This window comes from Paenibacillus piri, from assembly GCF_004354045.1.
Taxonomy (GTDB): domain Bacteria; phylum Bacillota; class Bacilli; order Paenibacillales; family NBRC-103111; genus Paenibacillus_S; species Paenibacillus_S piri.
Genome location: NZ_SMRT01000001.1, coordinates 403,017 through 423,922 on the forward strand (window position 1 = coordinate 403,017; position 20,906 = coordinate 423,922).

The 20,906-nt window shown below is 52.0% G+C and carries 23 protein-coding genes; 14 read left to right on the top strand and 9 right to left on the bottom strand.

The genetic code is table 11. From position 1 onward, the window contains the following. Positions 1 to 172 precede the first annotated feature (172 nt). Positions 173 to 565: a response regulator gene (locus E1757_RS01730; protein ID WP_165971916.1), complete on the bottom strand. Its 393-nt coding sequence runs from the start codon at positions 563 to 565 to the stop codon at positions 173 to 175. A gap of 41 nt (positions 566 to 606) precedes the next feature. On the opposite strand from E1757_RS01730, the gene E1757_RS01735 reads away from it, so the two are divergent. The 6 genes from E1757_RS01735 to E1757_RS01760 all read left to right on the top strand — a co-directional run bounded on the left by E1757_RS01735 (position 607) and on the right by E1757_RS01760 (position 5,814). Then, positions 607 to 987: an Hpt domain-containing protein gene (locus E1757_RS01735; protein ID WP_133225092.1), complete on the top strand. Its 381-nt coding sequence runs from the start codon at positions 607 to 609 to the stop codon at positions 985 to 987. Positions 988 to 1,259: 272 nt separating this feature from the next. After that, positions 1,260 to 2,030 (top strand): phosphonate ABC transporter ATP-binding protein, encoded by a 771-nt coding sequence (phnC, locus tag E1757_RS01740; protein ID WP_133225093.1) that lies wholly within the window; start codon positions 1,260 to 1,262, stop codon positions 2,028 to 2,030. Further along, entirely contained in the window at positions 2,030 to 2,830 is an 801-nt protein-coding gene (gene phnE, locus E1757_RS01745) for a phosphonate ABC transporter, permease protein PhnE (RefSeq protein WP_133225094.1), read from the top strand. Before phnC ends, phnE (E1757_RS01745) begins: the two co-directional genes overlap by 1 nt. A gap of 5 nt (positions 2,831 to 2,835) precedes the next feature. Continuing rightward, complete coding sequence (gene phnE, locus E1757_RS01750) at positions 2,836 to 3,621, top strand: phosphonate ABC transporter, permease protein PhnE (protein ID WP_425464815.1); 786 nt, start codon at positions 2,836 to 2,838, stop codon at positions 3,619 to 3,621. A gap of 241 nt (positions 3,622 to 3,862) precedes the next feature. Further along, positions 3,863 to 4,438, top strand: coding sequence for a TetR/AcrR family transcriptional regulator (locus E1757_RS01755; protein ID WP_133225096.1), 576 nt, complete (start codon positions 3,863 to 3,865; stop codon positions 4,436 to 4,438). Positions 4,439 to 4,452: 14 nt separating this feature from the next. After that, complete coding sequence (locus tag E1757_RS01760; protein ID WP_133225097.1) at positions 4,453 to 5,814, top strand: MATE family efflux transporter; 1,362 nt, start codon at positions 4,453 to 4,455, stop codon at positions 5,812 to 5,814. A 205-nt stretch (positions 5,815 to 6,019) separates the two neighbouring features. Here the strand turns inward: E1757_RS01760 and E1757_RS01765 are convergent, their stop codons facing one another. Then, complete coding sequence (locus E1757_RS01765) at positions 6,020 to 6,991, bottom strand: phosphate/phosphite/phosphonate ABC transporter substrate-binding protein (RefSeq protein ID WP_133225098.1); 972 nt, start codon at positions 6,989 to 6,991, stop codon at positions 6,020 to 6,022. Positions 6,992 to 7,209: 218 nt separating this feature from the next. Here E1757_RS01765 and E1757_RS01770 point away from each other — a divergent pair, with 218 nt between their 5' ends. From E1757_RS01770 to E1757_RS01785, 4 genes are all read left to right on the top strand, one after another. Then, positions 7,210 to 8,811, top strand: a complete 1,602-nt coding sequence (locus E1757_RS01770) for a bifunctional metallophosphatase/5'-nucleotidase (RefSeq protein WP_133225663.1) — start codon at positions 7,210 to 7,212, stop codon at positions 8,809 to 8,811. A 65-nt stretch (positions 8,812 to 8,876) separates the two neighbouring features. After that, positions 8,877 to 8,990: a sporulation protein YjcZ gene (locus E1757_RS36360; protein ID WP_133225099.1), complete on the top strand. Its 114-nt coding sequence runs from the start codon at positions 8,877 to 8,879 to the stop codon at positions 8,988 to 8,990. Positions 8,991 to 9,247: 257 nt separating this feature from the next. Next, on the top strand, positions 9,248 to 10,360 hold the full coding sequence (gene hisC / locus E1757_RS01780) for a histidinol-phosphate transaminase (RefSeq protein WP_133225100.1): 1,113 nt from the start codon (positions 9,248 to 9,250) through the stop codon (positions 10,358 to 10,360). A 120-nt stretch (positions 10,361 to 10,480) separates the two neighbouring features. Further along, on the top strand, positions 10,481 to 11,269 hold the full coding sequence (locus E1757_RS01785) for an alpha/beta hydrolase (RefSeq protein WP_133225101.1): 789 nt from the start codon (positions 10,481 to 10,483) through the stop codon (positions 11,267 to 11,269). 200 nt (positions 11,270 to 11,469) lie between these two features. Here the strand turns inward: E1757_RS01785 and E1757_RS01790 are convergent, their stop codons facing one another. Continuing rightward, the gene (locus tag E1757_RS01790) at positions 11,470 to 12,426 is read right to left on the bottom strand and encodes a hypothetical protein (protein WP_133225102.1); all 957 of its coding nucleotides are present in this window, start codon (positions 12,424 to 12,426) and stop codon (positions 11,470 to 11,472) included. Beyond that, positions 12,405 to 12,998 carry a sigma-70 family RNA polymerase sigma factor gene (locus tag E1757_RS01795; protein WP_133225103.1) on the bottom strand — a complete coding sequence of 198 codons (594 nt, stop codon included), beginning with the start codon at positions 12,996 to 12,998 and terminating at the stop codon, positions 12,405 to 12,407. The genes E1757_RS01790 and E1757_RS01795 overlap by 22 nt, the downstream gene beginning before the upstream one ends. 719 nt (positions 12,999 to 13,717) lie before the next feature. On the opposite strand from E1757_RS01795, the gene E1757_RS01800 reads away from it, so the two are divergent. Continuing rightward, positions 13,718 to 14,005, top strand: a complete 288-nt coding sequence (locus tag E1757_RS01800; protein ID WP_133225104.1) for a CD3324 family protein — start codon at positions 13,718 to 13,720, stop codon at positions 14,003 to 14,005. A 131-nt stretch (positions 14,006 to 14,136) separates the two neighbouring features. Here E1757_RS01800 and E1757_RS01805 read toward each other — a convergent pair whose 3' ends face one another. Beyond that, a complete protein-coding gene (locus E1757_RS01805; protein WP_133225105.1) occupies positions 14,137 to 14,898 on the bottom strand; it encodes a sulfite exporter TauE/SafE family protein in 762 nt (253 codons plus the stop codon). 251 nt (positions 14,899 to 15,149) lie between these two features. On the opposite strand from E1757_RS01805, the gene E1757_RS01810 reads away from it, so the two are divergent. Next, the gene (locus E1757_RS01810) at positions 15,150 to 15,545 is read left to right on the top strand and encodes a gamma-glutamylcyclotransferase family protein (RefSeq protein WP_133225106.1); all 396 of its coding nucleotides are present in this window, start codon (positions 15,150 to 15,152) and stop codon (positions 15,543 to 15,545) included. A gap of 121 nt (positions 15,546 to 15,666) precedes the next feature. Here E1757_RS01810 and E1757_RS01815 read toward each other — a convergent pair whose 3' ends face one another. Beyond that, a complete protein-coding gene (locus E1757_RS01815) occupies positions 15,667 to 16,047 on the bottom strand; it encodes a hypothetical protein (protein WP_133225107.1) in 381 nt (126 codons plus the stop codon). Positions 16,048 to 16,259: 212 nt separating this feature from the next. Between E1757_RS01815 and E1757_RS01820 the strand changes: the two genes are divergently transcribed. Together E1757_RS01820 and E1757_RS01825 are read left to right on the top strand one after the other, a co-directional pair. Then, a complete protein-coding gene (locus E1757_RS01820; protein ID WP_133225108.1) occupies positions 16,260 to 16,634 on the top strand; it encodes a response regulator in 375 nt (124 codons plus the stop codon). A 103-nt stretch (positions 16,635 to 16,737) separates the two neighbouring features. Continuing rightward, positions 16,738 to 18,429, top strand: coding sequence for a diguanylate cyclase (locus E1757_RS01825; RefSeq protein WP_133225109.1), 1,692 nt, complete (start codon positions 16,738 to 16,740; stop codon positions 18,427 to 18,429). A gap of 119 nt (positions 18,430 to 18,548) precedes the next feature. Here the strand turns inward: E1757_RS01825 and E1757_RS01830 are convergent, their stop codons facing one another. The 3 genes from E1757_RS01830 to E1757_RS01840 all read right to left on the bottom strand — a co-directional run bounded on the left by E1757_RS01830 (position 18,549) and on the right by E1757_RS01840 (position 20,819). Beyond that, a complete protein-coding gene (locus E1757_RS01830) occupies positions 18,549 to 18,755 on the bottom strand; it encodes a hypothetical protein (RefSeq protein ID WP_133225110.1) in 207 nt (68 codons plus the stop codon). A 399-nt stretch (positions 18,756 to 19,154) separates the two neighbouring features. Continuing rightward, positions 19,155 to 20,192: a ribonucleotide-diphosphate reductase subunit beta gene (locus E1757_RS01835; RefSeq protein WP_133225111.1), complete on the bottom strand. Its 1,038-nt coding sequence runs from the start codon at positions 20,190 to 20,192 to the stop codon at positions 19,155 to 19,157. Positions 20,193 to 20,537: 345 nt separating this feature from the next. Further along, a complete protein-coding gene (locus E1757_RS01840) occupies positions 20,538 to 20,819 on the bottom strand; it encodes a hypothetical protein (protein ID WP_133225112.1) in 282 nt (93 codons plus the stop codon). Between the last annotated feature and the right edge of the window lie 87 nt (positions 20,820 to 20,906).

Sequence of the window (20,906 nt, forward strand, 5' to 3'; positions counted from 1 at the left end):
TGGCATGTTCAAATACGTGGTTCTGCAAGTACAGCCAAGCGCAAAGCAGCGGAGAAGCAAATCGAGCTGCGGCCTTGGCTGTTTGCATGCCGCCCGGGAAGCGGCGCCTCTTTCCTGCAGGAAGCAAGCGGAAGCGGCTTATTTGCTGCCGGCTCCGCTGCCCGGCCGCGCATTACTCAGCCGCCTCCGATTCGCCGTCTTCTAGCAGCAGGGTAACTCTTTCATGAAGCAGCATCGGATCGATCGGCTTCGCGATGTAGCCCTGCGCGCCAAGCTTCACACCCTGTACAACCGTTTCCTTCCGCGTATCCCCGGTCAGCAGCAGAATCGGAATCGATTGCGCTTGAGCGGTCGATTTCAGCTTGGTCAATGCTTCCAACCCGTTCATATCCGGTAAATTGATGTCGAGCAAAATGAGATCGTAGCGGGCAATCCGCGAAGCCACTGAAAGGAAATCGACCGCTGAAGCGTAAGTATCGACCTCATACTGATCCTCAAATATTTGTTTGACAAGCAGACAGAACGGCGAGCTGTCGTCAATCAGCGCAATTTGTTTCATCGTCATTCGGGAGTCACATCCTTTTCCATAATAAGGGGGATAACCATATGTCCATGTCGCAAGCAGATAAAGAAAAACGTATGAAAGAAATTGTTGCCAAAACGAAAAGATTGTTTTTGCAGGACGCCGACCGGCGCGCAGCGGAGCTGAACGAGCGGATCGCATCGTGGCGATCGCGGTTGCCCGGACATGATGCCGAGACCGCGAACGGGCTGGGCGACGGCCTGTACCGTTTCGCGCATACGCTGAAAGGCGTAGCCTTGACGGTAGGCTGCGACCGGCTGCACCGGCTGAGCGAAGCGGCAGACTCTTACAGTATACAACATTTGGATGCATGGACAGAAGACAGTCTTCTGCAAATGATCTCGTACATCGAAGAACTCTTTACCGGCCTGCGCGGGGAGCTCCAGGCGGAAGGACTTATATAACCGATGAAACCGGGGCGTTGCAATGGAATGCAGCGCGCTGAAGCTTCCGTATTTCCCCGTCCTCAGAGAAAAGAAAACCGGCGCGGACCCGGGGAAATTTGGTCCGATGGCCGTCTGTCAGCCTGACTCCGATTGAATCGAATGTGTCACGAAGGGAACGATAAGAGGAAAATTAAGGTTTTGCGAAGTTGCTCCCCGAGAAAAAGGAAAACCGTGATTCATGTCGAATGATAGTTTGTTAACAAATCTATCAAGAGGAGTACGGCCTATTCATGATCCAATTTCATAATGTTTCCAAGGTATATCCCAATGGGACCGTTGGTTTGAGCGGCATTAATTTGACCATTCACCCGGGAGAATTCGTAGTCATTGTCGGCTTGTCCGGCGCCGGGAAATCAACCCTGCTGCGCTCCATGAACCGGCTGAATGAAATAACCGACGGTCAAATCATGATCGACGGCAAATCGTTAACCTCGGCCCGCGGAGCGGAGCTGCGCCGGATGCGCCGCGATATCGGGATGATCTTCCAAAGCTTCAATCTCGTCAAGCGCGTTTCCGTACTGCGCAACGTGCTGTCGGGCCGTGTCGGCTACCATTCCACGTGGCGAACCTTGCTCGGCTTGTTCCCCAAGCACGATGTCGAGCTTTCCTTAAAAGCGCTTGAGCGCGTCAATATTCGCGAGAAAGCTTACGCCCGCGCGGATGAGCTGTCGGGAGGCCAGCAGCAGCGCGTATCGATAGCCCGCGCGCTGGCGCAGGAAGCCAAAATTATTTTGGCCGACGAACCGGTCGCTTCGCTCGATCCGTTAACGACGCGCCAGGTCATGGATGATCTGAAAAGGATCAATCAGGAGTTGGGCATCACGACGGTCGTCAACCTGCATTTTATCGATTTGGCTCGTGAATATGCGACGCGCATTATCGGTCTGCGCGCCGGCAAGGTTGTATTCGACGGCCCGGTATCTGAAGCGACGGACGAGAAGTTTTCCGAAATTTATGGACGCGCGATTAATAAGGATGAGCTGCTGGGGGTGGAGGACTGATGTCGTCATCCGAACGCGAACGTCCTTCGGCCGCATTGAAAAAGCCAACCTCGCTCAAACCGGCGTTGACCGTTATTTTTGTGCTGCTGCTGTTATTCGGCAGCGCCTATAAGACGGATGCTTCCCTGGCCAAGCTGGTTGAGGGCATCCCGGAGATGGGCAAGCTGTTCCAAGATATGTATCCGCCCGATTGGAGCTATTTCAGCACCGTGCTTGGGCCGATGCTGGAAACGATCCGGATGGCGATCATCGGTACGGTCGTCGGCTCGATCGCCGCGATCCCGATTTCATTTCTGGCGGCGCGCAACGTAACCCGCGTCCCGCTGCTTGGCATCGTCTCGCGTTTTATACTGAATCTGGTGCGGACGATTCCCGATCTGATGATTGCCGGCGTATTCGCGGCGATTGTCGGTTACGGGGCATTGGCCGGAGCGATTGCCCTCGCCTTCTTCTCGTTCGGACTCGTATCCAAGCTGACTTACGAATCCATGGAATCGATCGATCCGGGTCCGCTGGAAGCGATGACGGCTGTAGGCGCCAACAAGCTGCAGTGGATTCAATTCGGAGTCGTGCCTCAGGTGATGGCACAGTTCGCCGCCTATGTATTGTATACCTTTGAGGTCAATGTGCGGGCAGCCGCGATACTGGGGTTTGTCGGTGCCGGGGGAATCGGCTTGATTTTGCAGCGGGCTCTGGACCGGCTGCGGTACGATCAAGCTTCAACGATTATTTTGTTTACGCTTGTGGTCGTGCTCCTGATTGATTATATCAGTACTAAGCTACGGGAGAGACTGCTATGACGGATATGGCTAAAAAGAATGCGGGCATTCGCGTCCGCCAATGGTCGGTAACGCTTGTTTTGGCAATATTGTGCGTATGGGCTTTCGGAGGGATCGAATTTACCGGCATTAAAGAGACAGCCGGACAAGTATCGAAGGCGATATTCCGCGGATTGCTCCATCCCGACTGGAACTACGTCTATTTGCCTGAAGGGGAGGATTTGCTCCGCGGGCTGCTGGAGACGGCTGCAATCGCTGTTCTGGGTACGTTCATCTCGGCGGTGCTGTGCATCCCGTTCGCCTTCTGGGCGGCGGCCAACAAAGGTAAAGCGCGCTGGGCGACAGGTACCGGTAAATTTATGCTCAGCCTGATCCGGACATTCCCAGAAATCGTCATGGCGATTATTTTCATCAAGGCGGTCGGTCCAGGCTCATATGCCGGCGCGCTTGCCCTGGGAGTCCATTCCATAGGGATGCTGGGCAAGCTGTATTCGGAGGCGATCGAGAATCTGGATCGCGGTCCTACGGAAGCGCTCGTCGCCTGCGGCGCGAACAAGCTGCAGACGCTCTGGTTTGCCGTCATTCCGCAGGTGCTGCCGGACTTTTTCTCCTTTGCGCTGTACCGGTTTGAAATCAATATTCGTTCCGCCGCCATTTTGGGCGTCATCGGCGCGGGCGGGATCGGTACGCCGCTTATTTTCGCGCTGGATGCGCGCAGCTGGCCGCGGGTCGGTATAATTTTGCTCGGCGTCGTCGTCATGGTTACGATCATTGACCTGATTTCGGGCTATATCCGCAAAAGATTGGTTTGATCTAAGCCTGACAGCAAGTCCCGATAACCTCAAGAAGAGGTGTCGGGGCTTTTTTCCTGTTGCCATCATACGCCGCGTACAGCGTCTTGCTGGCTCAGCATGCTTGATTTTCGGATCGGTGAAAATTATAGCTGACCAGGATCAGGAAGCCGATTGATGTTTAATAATAGTTGTGCTAAAATGATTTGTACTCATTACCTGACTGTGGTAAGGTAACTAATTTGTCGATAGGGGGGAGAAAATGAACCGGAGAGAGCATATTAAGAAAATTGCTGTCGGCCATTTGCTGCAATTCGGCTATGAGGGCACGAAGCTGGCGGATATCGCTGGCGATGCGGGCATTAAGAAGCAGTCCATGTATGCGCATTTCAAGGATAAGAACGAGCTGGTTATTGAAATTTACGAAGAGGCGACGCGGCAGGAAATGGCTTTTTTGACTGCATTTTTCGATCGGAACCGAGGAAAGCCGATGCGCGAGCTGTTGAATACGTTCATTTTGAAAATGAAGGACCGTTATTCGGACAATCAAAATGTGAAGCTCATGTTTCTGCTGGCGTTTATTCCGCCGGAAAGTTTGCAGCAGCTTTTTATTAGCTTGTACAAAATTTATTTGCATCATCTGCTTCATCTGCTTGAGCTCGGCTTCGATAACGATCCGACCGTCGAGGCGGCTTCCGGGAAAGCGGCGCTCGCTGTCCATACCGTTTACGACGGCTTGACCGCCAAGCTTATTTTCGATAGTCCCGAGCAGTTTGTCGATGCCGCCGAGGTTACTTTCACCTTACTGTGGGAAGGAATAATACGTTCAAAGGCTTAAATTAGAGGTGTATCATGCAAAATGAAAACAGAAACTTGCAGTCGCTGGAATCCGATTCCGTGGCATCCGTTTTTTTTCGTTATTTAGTTCCGTCGCTGGTCGGGATGCTGATGATGTCGATCAACGTGGTGGTGGACGGCATCTTTGTCGGACAGCGTTACGGCTCGGTCGCATTGGCCGGCATTAACGTTGCGTTTCCCGTTTTTTCCATTTATGTCGCGATGTCGTTATGGGTCGGCATTGGAGGCGCGGCTCTGTACTCCAGAGCGTTGGGGGAGAAGCGCTATGCGCAAGCGCAATCGATTTTTACGCATTCCCTGGTTTTAATATTCAGCTTGACGATCTTGCTCGGCTTTGCCGCGTTTATGTTCCGCGATCGGCTGGCCGTATTTCTCGGAGCTAATCCGGAAACGATGTCGTACACGATGGATTATATGAATGTGCTTCTGACCTGCGGATTTTTGATTACGGTGCAAAATGCATTCAGCGTATTTGTCCGTAACGACGGCAATCCGAACTTGTCGATGATTTCCATGATCGTCAGCGCCTTGTCCAATATCGTGTTCAATTATATTTTCCTGTTTGTGCTTGATTGGGGCGTCGCAGGCTCGGCCTGGGCGCTAATCGCCGCTGCGGCGCTCGGCTCTATCGTCTTGTTTGCGCATTTCTTGCGCAAACAACGGTCGCTTCGCTTCAGCAAGCCGAGCTTTTCCTGGAAGCTGGCGCGGCGCACCTTTACTATCGGGTTTCCAAGCTTCGTGGCCGAGGTCGGGATCGCGGTCTTTACGGCGGGTTATAACATCGCGATGGAGCATTGGGCGGGGACGGCCGGGGTGTCGGCCTTTTCAATCGTCAACTATGTCCACAGCGTTATGCTGTTGATGTTTCTCGGAATGGGTTCGGCCATTCAACCGCTGATCAGCTATTACCGCGGTGCGAAACAGCGTGCCAGGGAACAGCAGACGATCCGGATCGCCGTCCGGACGGCGCTTGTGGCCGGAGCGGGCATCTTACTGCTCGGCCTGGTGGGAGCGGACGCCATCGTATCGCTTTTCGGGCAATTTCCAGCTGAGGTGAGAAAGCTGGCGGTTGCGGGCATTCGCCTATTCTTCATCGCCTATCTATTTATGGGGATCAACTTCGTCATGATGACTTATTTTCAAACGACGGATCAGGTCAAAATGGCGGTCTGGATTACGGTAGCCAGGGAAATGATTCTCATGGTCGCTTTCCTGCTTATTTTGCCGCATTGGTTGGGCACAACCGGCATATGGCTTGCGATTCCGGTATCCGAATGTATCGTCGTCAGTACTGTGTATGTATACATCCGCAGGCAGGCAGCCAACCGGCTGCGTCGCGGAGTAGCGCTGCCCTGAACGGACTCGTCCTTTCCGGCTTTGCAGCCCAAATAAAAAAACCTCTATCGAGGCTTTTCCAGGATGAGCGATCGCGATTTAATGTAGGTTTTCTTGCAATATCAGAATTGTTCAGCTCCGCTGAAAACATTTAAATTCTGATATTATAAAAAAAAGACCGTACCGGAGGCAGTGCTCCTGTACGGTCTGTTCTGTTTACTAGCGATTACTTGCCGCCCATTTGTTTGTTGGCATCGCGGACAACGTCGAATTTCTTGTCGTCGGATGGTGTGTAGCCGCGGTGGGAATATACTTCATAAATAATTTTTTGGCCTTCCGGATCTTTGCCGATCGCGATGAAAGCGTCGGAAATCTTTTTGCGCCAATCATCGGACATATCGGTACGTACGGCGATCGTATCGTTAGGAATCGGAGCAGTAAAGTACAGCACGCGCGTTTTCGTGAACACGTCCGGTACATCCTTCACCACATTCAAACGGGCATCCTGGAATACGGCAGCGGCATCGACTTCACCGTTCAATACGGCGAGCACGCCTTTGTCATGGCCTTTGACCACGATACCTTTGACGTCTTTGTCAGGATCGATGCCTTTTTTCTTCATTTCAAGGCCCGGATAAATGTAACCGGCGGAAGAGGTTACGTCCTGCCATGCGATTTTCTTGCCTTTCAAATCATCGATCGATTTGATCGGAGAATCGTTTTTCACGATCATCATCGATTTATAGGAGTCGACAAGCCTGGATTTATCCTCCTGGCCTGTTGCATCGTCTACGCCATAGCGCTGAGCTTGAAGCAGCAGGTCGGCCGCTTTCTTCTCATCATGTGCCAAAACATAACCGGTCGGCGGCAGGAAGCCGATATCGACCTTTTTGGAGGCCATAGCTTCGATTATCGTATTGTAATTTGTCGAAATCGAAACTTTTACAGGAATGCCCAGGCGGTCGCTCAACAGCTTTTCCAACGGCTTCGCTTTGGCTTCCAGCGTCTCGGCGCTTTGGGATGGCACGAATTGAACGGTCAATTCCTTCGGCACATAACCGGCTGGAGCTGCCGCTTCTTTTTTATCTGCCGGCGCTGCAGGGGCGGATGGCTTGGCCTCCTCTTTTTTCGCGCAGCCGGCCGCAATGCCTGCGGACAGCATCAGCGACAAACTGATCGCTGCAAATTTTTTGAACATGTTTTTTTGACCTCCTGTTAATTGTGGAATGAAATCCATATACTAATATAGCACATATTGACAAGCTCGACATCAAAATAATTGTGAACTTCGTGTAAATGAAGCTGCCATGCTTGGTCCGCTTAATAAACCGTTGAATTGGCGATTGTTTGTTTGATATAGTGATACCAGTTATGCTCTTGGGGCACAAACATTTTAACAGTTGGAGCTGATTGATGATGTCAGAGCACTCGAATTTTTGTTTAACGGTTTTGCAGACAAGCGATATTCATGGTTATATGTTGCCCATTCAATATGCAAATAATGAGCCAACGGAGCAAGGCTTTGCCAAATTGGCTGCGCTTATCGCCGAGCAAAGAGCGCTTCATTCGCATTGCATCGTTATCGACAACGGGGATTTGATCCAAGGAACGCCGCTTGCCTATCACCATGCAAGGCTGAATGCGGCTGCGCCGAATCCGATGATCCGCTGCCTGAACGAACTGCGGTATGATGCAGCTGTCATTGGCAACCATGAGTTCAATTACGGACTTCCGCTGCTGGACAAGGCGGTGGGCGAATCGTCCTTCCCCTGGTTGAGTGCGAATATTGTCAGCGAGGCGAGCGGGGAGCCGTATTTCGGCAAGCCGTTTATCGTCAAATCCTTCGATAACGGCCTCCGTGTGGCCATACTCGGATTGACGACGAATTTTATCCCGAATTGGGAGAAGGCGGAGCATATCGCCGGACTGCGCTTTGAACCGGTGGTGGACGCCGCGAAGAAATGGACGGATTATTTGCGGGAAAAGGAACGGGCCGATGTCGTGATCGTTTCTTATCACGGCGGCTTCGAACGGGATCTTGCGAGCGGAGAGCCGACCGAGCCTCTAACCGGCGAAAATGTAGGCTATGCGCTGTGCAGCGAAGTGGAAGGCATCGACGTGCTGCTGACCGGGCACCAGCACCGGACGATTGCCGGGCGGCAAATTCATGGCGTCACAGTCATTCAACCGGGCACCCAGGCTGCTTATTTGGGGAAGGTGCAGCTCCAGCTGAAACGGGAGAACGGCTGTTGGCATATAGCGTCCGCCGCATCCGAGCTGCTTCCGGTGGAGGGAGCCGGGACGGTGGAGCGTATCGTCCGGCTGCTTCGGGAGGATGAGGCGCTGACGCAGCAGTGGCTGGACCAGCCGATCGGCAAGCTGCTCGGCGATATGAGTATTACCGACCCGATGGACGTGCGGCTGAAGGAGCATCCGTTAATCGAATTTATTAACCGCGTCCAGATGGACATTTCCGGGGCCCGAATATCGAATACCGCGCTGTTCGATAACATTTCACCGGGGTTTCCTCCGGACATCACAATGCGCGATATCGTATCCAATTATATTTATCCGAACACGCTTCAGGTCATCCGGATATCCGGCCAGGATATGAAGGATGCTCTGGAGCGCTCTGCCTCCTATTTTGCCGCATATACCGGCGGACCGGTGCAGGTGAACCCGTCCTTCAGCGAGCCGAAGCCGCAGCACTACAATTACGATATGTGGGAAGGAATCGAGTACAAGCTCAACATTTCGCGGCCGGAAGGAGAACGGGTCGTCAGTCTGACCTGCGAAGGCCAACCGGTCGAACCGAACCGCCAGTACGATGTCGTCATGAACAACTACCGCGCCGGCGGCGGCGGCAACTATACGATGTTTCACGGCAAGCCCGTCGTCCGCGATATCCCGACCGATATGGCCGAGCTGCTGGCCACATATATTATGGAAAAAGGTACGATCGAAGCTTCGTTAAACTCCAATTGGGAAGTCGTCTGGGACGAAGTTAGGCCCGAATAGTCCAATCCCTACGGCATGTTCACCCATACAATACATTATTCCGTTGTATAGGGGAGGGATAGTATATGGCTTTCTTAGGCGGATTTGGCTGTGGAATTGGCGGAAATTTTTTTACTAGCACAGCTGTCATCCTAGTGTTGTTTATTCTTCTTGTCATTGTGCTTAGAGCTTGCATCTAATGAAAAGTATGAAAGTTTAGCGGTGGTCGGGAGAGCATGATACGGCTCGGGCCTTATGGGAAACATGCCATTCTTGCAACGAACGAACCTGGCGGTCAGCTTCCGCCAGGTTTCTTAATGTTCATTTTGCCGCCTTATAGCGCATCAATTAAAAAAACTGTTTACTATATGAACGCGTTAATGTATTATTGATTTATCGCATTAAAGCAATACCGTATCCTATCTTTTATATTCAAAAATGAACAGGAGCTGACAGTATGCAACACCTCGACATTGTTCCGCGTCAAACCTTAAAAAATATCAAGCCTTATTCGCCCGGCAAACCGATCTGGGAGGTGGAGCGCGAGCTTGGGCTGACCCGCGTTATCAAGCTGGCGTCGAATGAAAATCCGCTCGGCCCGTCGCCAAAAGCGGTCGAAGCGATCAAGAACAGCATCCCGGAGCTTCATCGTTATCCTGATGCAGGAGCGAAGCTGGCAAGCGCTGCTATTGCCTCGCAGCTCGATTTGAAGCCGGGACAGTTGATTGTGACCAATGGCGGAGATGAGTTGATCTCGCTCGTATCGGAAGCTTTCTTGGAGGCGGACGATGAAATTGTTATTCCGGCCCCTTCGTTCAGCGAATATGAATTTGGCGCTTATCTGATGGGTGCCCGCACCGTGCCCGTTCCGTTAACCGCAGACTTTCGTTATGACGTCGATGCGATGCTTGCGGCTGTAACCCCGCGGACGAAGCTGATGTACATATGCTCGCCGAACAATCCGACCGGTACGTATTTGCCGGAAGCCGGCCTGCGGCGTATTTTGGATACCATTCCCAAGCATATTCTCGTTGTGATCGACAGCGCCTACAGCTACTTCGCCTCGGCGGACGATTACAGCAGCGGATTGGAATTTGTGCGGGCCGGATATCCCGTCATCGTACTTCAGACGTTTTCCAAAATATTCGGTCTTGCCGGTATTCGTATCGGCTTTGGTGCTGCTCCCGAATCTGTAATCCGAACGATTTTGAAGGTGAAGGAACCGTTTAACGTCAACGCTTTGGCTCAAGCGGCCGCTTCGGCCGCAATAACGGATGACGAGCATGTGCAAGCGTCCGTTCAAGTGAACGAGAAAGGGAGGGAACAGCTGTACAAAGGCTTCCGTGAGCTCGGATTGGCCTATACCGAAAGTATGGGCAATTTCGTGCTGGTCGAGCTTGGACCCGACGCCCAATCGATCTACGAGCAGCTGCTCGCTCGGGGCATTATCGTCCGTTATGGCGGTACATGGGGGCTTGGCGGCCATGTGCGTATTTCGGTCGGACTTCCGGAGGAGAACGATACGTTGCTTGTGAATTTGCGAGCCATTTTGCAGGAGCAAAAGGACTGAGCAAGCCGGAGCAGCAGATTTAAATCCCGCAGACGATGTAGTATGATCAGAATAGTGCATTTATAATAATAGCGGTTATTTATGGCTTGATTTTATTATTAGTTGATGGAGGGGTATGCGATGAGTTTGTTGCTATGGCCGGACGGTACGCCTAACGCATTGGGGGAGGGAGCGGAGGATAAGCCGACTTTGGTGCCTTACTTGGCGCAAACGGCTGAGCCGGCCGCGGCGGTCATTGTTTGTCCCGGCGGCGGTTATGCCCGCAGGGCCGATCATGAAGGAGAGCCGGTTGCGTTGTGGCTCAATTCGCTCGGTATTTCGGCGTTTGTCATTCATTACAGGGTTGCTCCCTACAAGCATCCGAATCCTTTGCTGGACGCGCAGCGGGCAATCCGTACGGTCCGCAGCAGAGCCGGGGAATGGAATGTGGACAAAAGCCGCGTCGGTATTTTGGGCTTTTCCGCGGGCGGGCATCTGGCTTCATCGGCCGGCACGCATTACGATCACGGCCGGCCCGATGCGGACGATCCGATTGAACGCGAAGGCTGCAGGCCGGATTTGCTCATCCTGTGCTATCCGGTTATAAGCTTCGGACCTTATGCGCACGCCGGCTCGAGGCAAAATTTGCTTGGGGAAGACGCGGAGCAGGCGCTCGTCGACGAAATGTCCAGCGAAAACCGGGTAACGGAACAGACGCCGCCCGCTTTTTTATGGCATACGGCGGATGACGCTTCGGTTCCGGTGGAAAACAGTTTGCTGTTCGCTTCGGCGCTCGGCCGCAACAAAGTGCCTTACGAGCTGCATGTATTCGAAAGCGGCCGTCACGGACTGGGCTTGGCGGCGGAGCAGCCGGGAGTCCGGGCATGGCCGGAGCTTTGTGCGGATTGGCTGAAAAGGCAGGGCTTCTAAACGAGGGCTGTCCCAAAGACCGGGTGAGTCAGGCCTGAACCATGTTCAAAGGCGCTCCCATCTTACCACTGCTATAGTGGGACTGGGAGCGTCTTTTTGTTGCAAATCTATATCGGAGTACGGGTTCATATATCCGAAAATGACTTTGGAGACATCCTTTCGGACTTTCCGTTTAAGGCTATGTCGGCAGGACCATTCTATTATTTCATATGATCGGCTATCAGCAGCAGTTCAGCTTTACTTACATTCGAGGAGGAAGTGGAAACCTCATACAGCGCGGTCTGTCCATCGCTTAACTCCTCCACCCAACTGATCGTATCCAGCTTGCCGGTATCGCTCAAAAATGTACTGTTATTTCGCGTATAGAAGCCTGTCTTACCGGATAGGTCTATCTTCTCGGCCGTTGTGGACGTGCCCGTGCTTATTTTCAGCCCGACCTGAGAATTGGAGGTTGGCATTACCTGAAAACGGATTTCGATCCGATCCTGATTGGAGTTGACATAAATAAGTCCCGGGCGGCTCATCACGGCTTCAGACGCGGAAACTGACTGCGCTGCCCGCTGCCATACGACATTCTGCTTCGTATCGGCGGCCTGCTTCTCTAACAGGCTTTTGTACCGGGTATAGGTATGCGCATCGATCATACCCGACGAGGCTTCCTTCTCTCCCCAGGCCAAGACATAGTCTTGCGGCAATACCGCAGGCTTCTTGAGTAGCCCTCCTGCTATGGCTGCACATTCCTCCGGATCCGTATAACGAACAGGTTGTGTCACCTTGATCAGAGCGGGAAGCTTGCGCTTATCCAACTCCGATACGTACATTATGGCGGATTCTCCAGGTGTTAATTGATCCCGGATCTGCTGAAACGACGAACGGATTTCCGCATTCAAGCTATCGGGCAGCTGTGCCTGTGCGTCGGAGAATACTTCCACACTCACTCGATGGCTCTGCATGGTATACAACAGATTCGACGCATAGGCGATGCCGGAGAAAAGGAAGATGCAGGCTGCAATTAGCGCAATCCGGGTGATTATCCCGCGCCTGGCCGCCGTTCCTTTTCTCGTCAAAAGCGCAATCCGGTCATCAAGCTGACGCGGATATTGCAATTGGTCGGAGTACCGCTGAAACTCGGCTTTCAATTGATTTTCGATGGACATGAGGTAAAGCCTCCTTCATCCTTAGAAATGGAATAACTCGCATGCTTGCGCAGCTTGGCGAGAGCGGTATGATGCCTCGATTTGACAGTTCCGACCGGAATTTCGAGCAGCTCGGATATTTCCTCGAATGTATGGTCATGGTAATACCGTAGTACGATAACCATTTTCTGCTTATACGGCAGCATCTGTACCAACTGCAGCAGCTCGCTGCGATGCTCGTTCAGCAGGACGACGTCTGCGGAATCGGGAATAGGGTCATTCGTTGCAAGGTTGTGACTCCGCTCGTACAGTCTGAATCTGCGCCATAATTTGCGGTTCCAATTGTTCACTTGACGGATCGTCAGCCCTGTTAACCAGGGGCGGAACGGCTTTTGAAAATCGTACTTGGGCAGCGATCTGAGCAGCTCCGCATATACCTCGTTCACAACATCGTATACATCCTGCTTGTTGCTCAGCAGCAGCGAGACCGTGCTGTACACGTGGCCCTTGCTCTGCTCGTAAATGACGCGAAACGCTTCCTCATTGCCATTGTTCATTTTTTGAATCCACTCTTGAATAGATGAATCTGGCATAGGCGGCCGGCCCCCTAATCTTTATTTCACTTTATATTGGTCCGGTAGGCGGAAAAGGTTCATTTCTACTATCTTAACGTGATCGCCAAATATCTCAATGCTTTACTTAAGCATGTCCATCCAATATCCGGCTGCCTCCCGATCAGCGCGGAATGTAGGGAGAAAACGAATATAACGATTTTTTCGCTTGTGACGGGCTGCCGATTATGAGTTAATAGTAATGTAGCGGGCCAGCTAACGTTTAACGGAAAGGAGTGATCGTGAACGATGATTACAATACTTGAGGTGGTCTCTGCTTAAAGCAGAGGCCCCATAAAGTGGGGAGGCTTAACGGCCTCCCTCTATTATTCTCCGAATGAATCCGGCATGGACATTCAGCCTATACATAAGGTATAATCAATAAGGAAGTAACTGGAATCATGATACTAAGACGAAAGGAGTGGCGTTCGATGTCTGAAAGCACATTTTTCAAAGGGGTTAGTGACAATTGAATAAGCATTTTCTCCATCACCGTCACCTGACGTCATTGACATGAACCATAATATATATGGTACCCAGGCACGATAGGCAGATCGTGTTTTTTTATTTTCATGGATGACCCTATAAGCCGGCATTACTGCAGTCGGCTGTCTAACAACCTTCAGGAGGTGTGAAGATGAAAATGCTTATCTCTTTCACGGCGGCGCTTGCAACTAAAGCACGGAAGGAGGATTTCATCGATGGGGTACAAAAACGGAAAGGATATTCTTCCCCCTAGCCTGCTCAAGCAATTGCAGGATTATATAAGCGGAGAGATTATCTATATTCCCAAGAAAGAAAAGACCCGTGCCGGCTGGGGTGAAAATAACGGTACACGTTTAACGATCCAGCGGCGCAATAACGAAATATACCGGCTGTACGAGAACGGTTCGACCGTTCCCGAGCTGATTCAAAAATACCACCTGTCCGAGGACAGCATCCGCAAAATTATTGTTAAGACGCGCGGAACCGCAGTAAGGCAAAACTAACCCGGGGCTTGCGGCTATGAGGCCGCCGGCCTTCCGGATTCCATACATTCGAAAAAAAGCCGACAGGCTTTTTTTTCGTTGTTGTAAAGAGGCACCGACCTGCCAAAGGCCGGCGCTTGCGGACTCGTTTGTCAAATGAGCTTGATGCCGCTGATCAGAATGATCGCGGCCATAAAGGTGCGCAGCGGCTTCGCGGGCAGCCTGGCGGATAACGAGCTTCCCGCAATGACGCCTGGAACGGAGCCCAACAGCAGGTTGAAGGCCAAGCTGTAATTGATATTGCCGAAGCCCGCATGCAATATTCCGGCCGCAGAGACCAGCAGGAACGCATGCGCAATGTCGGTGCCGACAAGCTTGGCGGCGCCCATCCGGTAAAAAAACATCATCGCCAAAGCGAACAAAGAGCCGGAGCCGATCGAGGTCATGCCGACGATAAAACCGAGCAGCACACCGATCAGTATCGTCATCCCCCGTTTTTCGGAGTTCGGACGCAGCTGCCACCGGTTGCCCTCGAGCTTGCCGAACCACTGCTTGGCGATGCTGGCAATGGCAACGACGATTAATACGCCGCCCAGCATATGCTTGACAATCGATTCCTGGATGCTGTGCAGCGGCGGGTACAGCTCAAGCAGCAGTATCGCCGCTACCGCGCCCGGGATGCTGCCCGCGGCCAAATATTGGACGAGCTTGAAATCAATCGTTTTTTGCCGGTAATGCTGGATGCTTCCGAACAATTTCGTGATGGAATTATAAAATAAATCCGTGGCTACGGCGACTGTCGGCGATATGTTCATCAGGATCAGCAAAGGCGTCAATAAAGAGGCTCCGCCGACACCGGTCATCCCGACCAGCAGCCCGACCAAAAGGCCCATCAATGCGATGCTCCACTCCATGTGAGTTCTCCTTGTACAGTTGTCTGTTGGTTTTATTATAATTCAAACTAAGCTTATCGGGAATAAGGAATTTTAAATCCGCTATTTTACTATATGAGCTAGGCGGAATCGATGTACCTTTTTTTGCTGCAAAGAAATATAAGTTTTTAAATGTTACTCGCATAACTTTGGCAAGCTCACCCCCCTTGAGGGAAGTGAAGACATGCGGTCTTGTAAGCTGATTTTTGAAAATAAAGAAGGAGGTTGATTGCGTGATATCCGTTTTTGTATACGGCACCTTGCTTGTGGGGGAGGCCAACCATGGAATTGTTGCGCCTTTTTTGCGGCAGGTTGCAGCGGGGGCGGTTCGGGGGCGTTTGTACGATGCGGGAGCATATCCGGCCGTCGTGCTGGGCGGGGAAGAGCAGGAGATCGTCCGGGGGGAGTGGCTTGCCGTGACCGGAGAAGGGTTGACTGCGATGGATGCGCTGGAAGAATACGAAGGTCCGGGAGGCGACAACGATTACGAGCGGGTATGGGTGAGCGATGCGTTTGACGATAGCAGGCAAGGCTGGATTTATGTCTGGCTCGATCCCCGCGGCTGCAGCCGCATACCGGGAGGCTCTTGGAAAAGCTGCGTGAAAGGCAGAAACAGCGGCAGGGGCTGACGTACAGCCCGAACAACCAACGATAAACGGCTTCGCCGTCCCAGGGGACGAGCGCTTTTGTCAAGGTTGTACGACGCAAATAATACATTTACAAAAAATAAAGAGCTCAAGCCGCTGCGGCTCATGCTCTTTTGCGCGAGGAACTCCAGTCTTCCCTTTCCGACTTCTTAATAATCTCCGTCATCCGGACCAGTACGGCATTCGCTTCCTCGTCCCCGAACGTTTGCACAATATCGTCAAAGGCAACGTTATCGCGGTAAAGCTTGCGGGAAACGGTCGATCCGTGATACCACGCCTCGGTGATGGCAAAGGTCCCGTCCTTTTTCAGCCATATTTCGTGATAATAATGTTCTTCTTCGCTGCGCAGCTTCATTGACATATAATAGGCTTGCATGGCAATCCGCGGGTCCGAAATTCGTTGATTGAACACAGAGCCGGAAGATACAGGCTGACCGAACGATATGTATTTGGACACCTCTTTAATAACCCGGTTTATATCCATGTTTTCGCCTCCTTCTATAGTTCCTTATATCTAACAAATGTAAAGTTATAATCAATTATAAGCACAATGTAATGGTACCATAGTTCATATGTCGTATACATAAGTCTTATTACCTATAAATATCGAAAACAAGTGAATAATTTCCAACAGCATTCGTCTGAAAATGGTATAATATATCAAACGACGAGATCAAAACCGGGAGCGATTTAAAGATGTCCAATTTTAAAATTTTGTTGGCGGATGACGAGGCGGCGCTGCGTTTCTTGTTAACGGAAACGTTGGCGGACGAAGGATTCGATATTACGGAAACGGAGGACGGTAAGGAGGCGCTCGGCTGCATCAGGGATAACCGCTATGATTTGATTATTCTCGATTATATGATGCCCGAGCTTACCGGCGTTGAAGTATGCGACTGGCTGCGCAATCATGACAATCCAAACCGTGACGTGCCGGTTATATTGCTGACGGCGAAGGCGCTCGAGAAGGATCGCGAACGGGCCAACGCCGCAGGGGTCAGCACGTATGTGGTCAAGCCCTTCAGTCCGCTGCAGCTGGTCGACACCGTTCGCCAATTGATTCAGGCGTAATCCCGATCGGGTTCGACGCAAATCGTAAATTGAAAACGACTGGAAGTGATGAGTATTGCGGCAGCCCCAACAAGAGGAACGCCTGAACAAAGAAGCAAGATTGATGAAAGAAGGAAGGAAGCGGTACATCGCGGAGCTGCGCAAACAGTTGGCTACGCTTCAGGAACTTTGCGCCGGCGCCGAGGCTGGCATGACCCGGGATGCGGCCGTTCAGCTTTACCGGCTAGTTCATACGCTTAGAGGCAGCGCTCCGATGTTCGGGTTTATGCGGATCGGCGAAATTGCGGACAAACTTGTCCGGCAATGGGAATGGACGCAGGCTCAGGAAGGCTTGTCAAGTGCGGATATGGAGTTTCTGAACCGTTTCAAATTAGCGGTTTCCGAAGGGGATGCTCTTGTTCGCCAGCTGTCCGTAGAGCTGGATATATACAACCAGGAGCTGGATCTGGACGAGAAGCGCGAGCAGGCCGCCATGGCGGGTACGGCTCTATCCTCGGGCAGCCGGCTGCTAATTATAGACGATGACGAGGCGCTGCGCTCTTATTTGGTCCGCCGTCTCATTCTGGAGGGCTACCAGGTGGACGGGGCAAGCGATGTCGCGGAGGCGCAAAAGCTGCTTCGCCAGTTTACCTATGATTTAATTACGCTGGACCTGATGATGCACCCGCAATCGGGCTACGAGCTGTTTGCATTCGTCAAGGAAGACCCGACCTTGAAATGGGTGCCGCTTGTCGTTTTGTCCGGCCGCAGCGATGTGCACGATAAAGTAAGATGTTTTTATTTGGGTGCGGACGATTATATGACAAAGCCGTTTCAATACGAAGAATTAAGCGCCCGCATATACAGTCTGCTGAAGCGGACGAAAGATTTCGAACGGATGGCGTTCCGCGATCCGTTGACGGGCGTATACAACAGACGCTTTTTCGATCATCAGATTCAGGCGGAGCTGCAGCGTATTCAGCGTTATCCGTCACCGATTTCGCTTGCCTTTATCGACATCGACCGGTTTAAATCGATTAACGATACGCATGGGCATCATATCGGGGATTTGGTGCTGCAGGGGCTGGCCCACTTGCTTCAGCATCATTTGCGCGAAACCGATGTGTTGGCGCGGTTTGGCGGCGAAGAGTTTGTCATCGTATTGCCCGGCAGCTCCGGAGATCACGCGCAAAAAACGATAGAGTCGATTTTGCGGCAAACCCACGCAGGCCCGGTTGCGCAGCATGAAGGCGAAGCTTACCGGATTACGTTTTCGGCAGGCGTATGCGAATGGACGGAAGGGATGACGGTAGCGGAATGGATCAAGCGTGCCGACAATGCGATGTATACAGCCAAGCAGAGCGGCCGAGACCGTGTCATACTATACACCGGCCAGCTGTCCGACTCGCTGTCCGATGCGTCGTCCGCGCCCGAGCCGGGAGCGAAAACGGTGCTGATCGCCGATGACGATCGCATTCTCCGCTCGATTCTCGTTTCGAAGCTGCAGCATTTGCCGGTAACGTTTGTCGAAGCGGAGGACGGGGAGGAAGCTTACCGGGTTGTGACGACGCAAAGCGTCGACGTGTGTATTTTGGACGGCGTCATGCCAAGGCTGGACGGGTTGGGCATGCTCAACAGGCTGCACACTAACAACATGATGCCCTCCGGGCTGCAAGTTTTAATGTTATCGGGCCGAGGCCGCGAGGAGGATATGTCGAAAGGCGCACAGCTGGGTGTAAACGTGTATATGAGCAAGCCTTTTTCGATGTTGGAGCTGGAGTTTAAAGTGAAGCAGATGCTGGGGCTGCCTGATTAAGAAAGGTCCCCCAATCCCGGTTATCCATAGAAATTGCCTGCGAATCATTTCCTAAGCAACAAAACAAGCACTTCCCGTCCGATTTGGAAGGAAGTGCTTTTTGGCGCGATCATGCGTCCTCATCTTTTTCTCATTTCGAAAAATTCGCATAGCGCCCTTGGATGATGCGCGATATCGCTGACACCGGATTGGACTACTACCACCTGGTCGTCAAACCGGGTAATGATTCCGCCGGCACCCACAACATGATCATTTTGAAATACGCGGATCGCTTTTTGGCGTTCCATAGCTTCTTGAAAATCGCGGTCGGTTAGCAAACGAAACATGGGGTCCCCCCTAAATCCCCCAAGGGGGACCCCATGGGGCTTTGCCCCCTGGACCCCCGTTGCGCGGGAGTTACTTGAGTACGGTTTGGAGCGCTTTCGTATGCGGGAAGTCTAAGCTGCGCTTAAAGCTTCCCGCATACACGCTTAACGGCAGCGTAGAGGCTATTGTGCGGCATGAGCGGTTTTTTGCCCGCTTTCGTACCTGACCGGCTCCTTGCATGGGCAAGGAGCCGGTCAGGTACACGCTTTACGATTAGCCGGGACCCAGCATCATAAACATATAAAAGATACAAACCGGGAAATTAATTCAAACATGGCAGTTCGCTTCGCTGCTGCCGGAGACTGCGAGCTTTGCTCGCAGTTATGTCTATCATAAACGAAACGGCTGCGAGTCACAAATTACAAATCATCCCAGTTCAAGCTGGACGATTTGCTGTAGTTGGTTACTTTTTGCTCGAAAAAATCGGTTTTCATGCTGTTCATATTGCTGAAGCTTTCGACCCATTTCATCGGATGATCTTCAATCTCGGGGTACAAAACGTCAAGTCCGAGCTTGCGCATCCGCTCATTGGACAAATATTTGATATATTGGTCGATAATCTCGTTGCTGAGCCCGTTGATCTGGTTGTCCGTAATATATTGGCCCCATTCGATTTCGTGCTGTACGGCCGTTTTCATCATGCTGCGCAGCTCCTCGACAAGCTCGTCGGTGAACAGCTCAGGGTTTTCCTTGCGAATTTCGCGGAATATATTTTGGAACAGCGCCAGATGAGTCAGCTCATCCCGCTGAATGTACTTGATCTCGGATACGGTGCCGAGCATTTTGCCCTGGCGCCCAAGCGCATAGAAGAAGCTGAAGCCGCTATAGAAGTAAATGCCTTCCAAAATATAGTTGGCCATGATCGTTTTCAGCAGATTCTGAGTTGTCGGCTCGTCGATAAAGTTTTCATACAGATCGGTAATAAACCGGTTGCGGCGCAGTAAATGCTTGTCTTCGCGCCATTGGTTATAAATTTCATCGCGAACTTCCGCGGAGCAAACGCTGTCCAAAATATACGAGTAGCTTTGGCTGTGCACCGCTTCCTGGAATGTTTGCACGGTCAGGCACAAATTAACTTCCGGCGCGGTAATGTACTCGTTAATGTTCGGCAAATTGGATGTTTGCAAAGAATCGAGAAAGATCAGAAAGCTAATAATTTTATCATAGCTTTGGCGCTCGTGAGGCGACAGGAACTTATAATCCTTCGCATCCTGTGCCAGTGGAATTTCCTCGGGAATCCAAAAATTGTTCATCATCGTTCGGTACATTTTCGTTGCCCAGTCGTACTTCACATTGTTCAGCTCGATCAGGTTGGTCGTGTTGCCGCCGATCATGCGGCGCTTACCCCAATCGCGGTCGCCATGCTCGTTGAAAAGTTTCTTTTTATTCAGTTCCATAAGAAGGATGCCCCCTAATCCCCCTGCGAGTGGGACCCAAGGGGCGCTGCCCCCTGGACCCCACTAGGGAGGTACGTTGTTGGTTTATAAGCCGGAAGACTACCCCCTAAATCCCCCTGCAAGGGGGACCCCAAGGGGCGCTGCCCCCTGGACCCCCTTTACTAGGGAGGTACGTTGTTGGTTTATGAACCGCGTCCGCAGAAGGAATGGCTGCAGCTTCGCTGCCGCATTCCTTCTGCACGCTTAACGTGGGTGCCGGTAGTTTCCGACGGGACATGAGCAATAGGAGCCGCTTACGTACATACCGACTCTTTGCGCAAGGCAAAGAGCCGGTACGTACACGCTCTACGATGGTTCAGGTCCAAGGTGCGAAACATGGGCAGATCGCTTCGCTGCTGCCATTGCGGCGCCATAAGATATGCGCCGCGGAAGACAGGCAATGATCAAGGACAAGATCAAGGTCCAAAGTGCAAACCATGGGCAGGTCGCTTCGCTGCTGCCATTGCGGCGCCATAAGATATGCGCCGCGGAAGACAGGCAATGATCAAGATCAAGATCAAGATCAAGATCAAGATCCAAATTGCGAAACATGGGCAGGTCGCTTCGCTGCTGCCATTGCGGTGCCATAAGATATGCGCCGCGGAAGACAGGCAATGATCAAGGACAAGATCAAGGTCCAAAGTGCAAACCATGGGCAGGTCGCTTCGCTGCTGC

Excerpts from the sequence above, each read along its gene's own strand:
- E1757_RS01760 (WP_133225097.1), top strand. The coding sequence starts at position 4,453 with ATGCAAAATGAAAACAGAAACTTGCAGTCGCTGGAATCCGATTCCGTG.
- E1757_RS01830 (WP_133225110.1), bottom strand. The coding sequence starts at position 18,755 with ATGTTTCGTTTGCTAACCGACCGCGATTTTCAAGAAGCTATGGAACGC.
- E1757_RS01765 (WP_133225098.1), bottom strand. The coding sequence starts at position 6,991 with ATGTTCAAAAAATTTGCAGCGATCAGTTTGTCGCTGATGCTGTCCGCA.
- E1757_RS01825 (WP_133225109.1), top strand. The coding sequence starts at position 16,738 with ATGAAAGAAGGAAGGAAGCGGTACATCGCGGAGCTGCGCAAACAGTTG.
- E1757_RS01735 (WP_133225092.1), top strand. The coding sequence starts at position 607 with ATGTCCATGTCGCAAGCAGATAAAGAAAAACGTATGAAAGAAATTGTT.
- E1757_RS01805 (WP_133225105.1), bottom strand. The coding sequence starts at position 14,898 with ATGGAGTGGAGCATCGCATTGATGGGCCTTTTGGTCGGGCTGCTGGTC.
- E1757_RS01795 (WP_133225103.1), bottom strand. The coding sequence starts at position 12,998 with ATGCCAGATTCATCTATTCAAGAGTGGATTCAAAAAATGAACAATGGC.
- E1757_RS01730 (WP_165971916.1), bottom strand. The coding sequence starts at position 565 with ATGACGATGAAACAAATTGCGCTGATTGACGACAGCTCGCCGTTCTGT.
- E1757_RS01770 (WP_133225663.1), top strand. The coding sequence starts at position 7,210 with ATGTCAGAGCACTCGAATTTTTGTTTAACGGTTTTGCAGACAAGCGAT.
- E1757_RS01755 (WP_133225096.1), top strand. The coding sequence starts at position 3,863 with ATGAACCGGAGAGAGCATATTAAGAAAATTGCTGTCGGCCATTTGCTG.
- hisC (WP_133225100.1), top strand. The coding sequence starts at position 9,248 with ATGCAACACCTCGACATTGTTCCGCGTCAAACCTTAAAAAATATCAAG.
- phnC (WP_133225093.1), top strand. The coding sequence starts at position 1,260 with ATGATCCAATTTCATAATGTTTCCAAGGTATATCCCAATGGGACCGTT.
- E1757_RS01800 (WP_133225104.1), top strand. The coding sequence starts at position 13,718 with ATGGGGTACAAAAACGGAAAGGATATTCTTCCCCCTAGCCTGCTCAAG.
- E1757_RS01815 (WP_133225107.1), bottom strand. The coding sequence starts at position 16,047 with ATGGATATAAACCGGGTTATTAAAGAGGTGTCCAAATACATATCGTTC.
- phnE (WP_425464815.1), top strand. The coding sequence starts at position 2,836 with ATGGCTAAAAAGAATGCGGGCATTCGCGTCCGCCAATGGTCGGTAACG.
- E1757_RS36360 (WP_133225099.1), top strand. The coding sequence starts at position 8,877 with ATGGCTTTCTTAGGCGGATTTGGCTGTGGAATTGGCGGAAATTTTTTT.
- E1757_RS01840 (WP_133225112.1), bottom strand. The coding sequence starts at position 20,819 with ATGGCACCGCAATGGCAGCAGCGAAGCGACCTGCCCATGTTTCGCAAT.
- E1757_RS01835 (WP_133225111.1), bottom strand. The coding sequence starts at position 20,192 with ATGGAACTGAATAAAAAGAAACTTTTCAACGAGCATGGCGACCGCGAT.
- E1757_RS01790 (WP_133225102.1), bottom strand. The coding sequence starts at position 12,426 with ATGTCCATCGAAAATCAATTGAAAGCCGAGTTTCAGCGGTACTCCGAC.
- E1757_RS01820 (WP_133225108.1), top strand. The coding sequence starts at position 16,260 with ATGTCCAATTTTAAAATTTTGTTGGCGGATGACGAGGCGGCGCTGCGT.
- E1757_RS01785 (WP_133225101.1), top strand. The coding sequence starts at position 10,481 with ATGAGTTTGTTGCTATGGCCGGACGGTACGCCTAACGCATTGGGGGAG.
- phnE (WP_133225094.1), top strand. The coding sequence starts at position 2,030 with ATGTCGTCATCCGAACGCGAACGTCCTTCGGCCGCATTGAAAAAGCCA.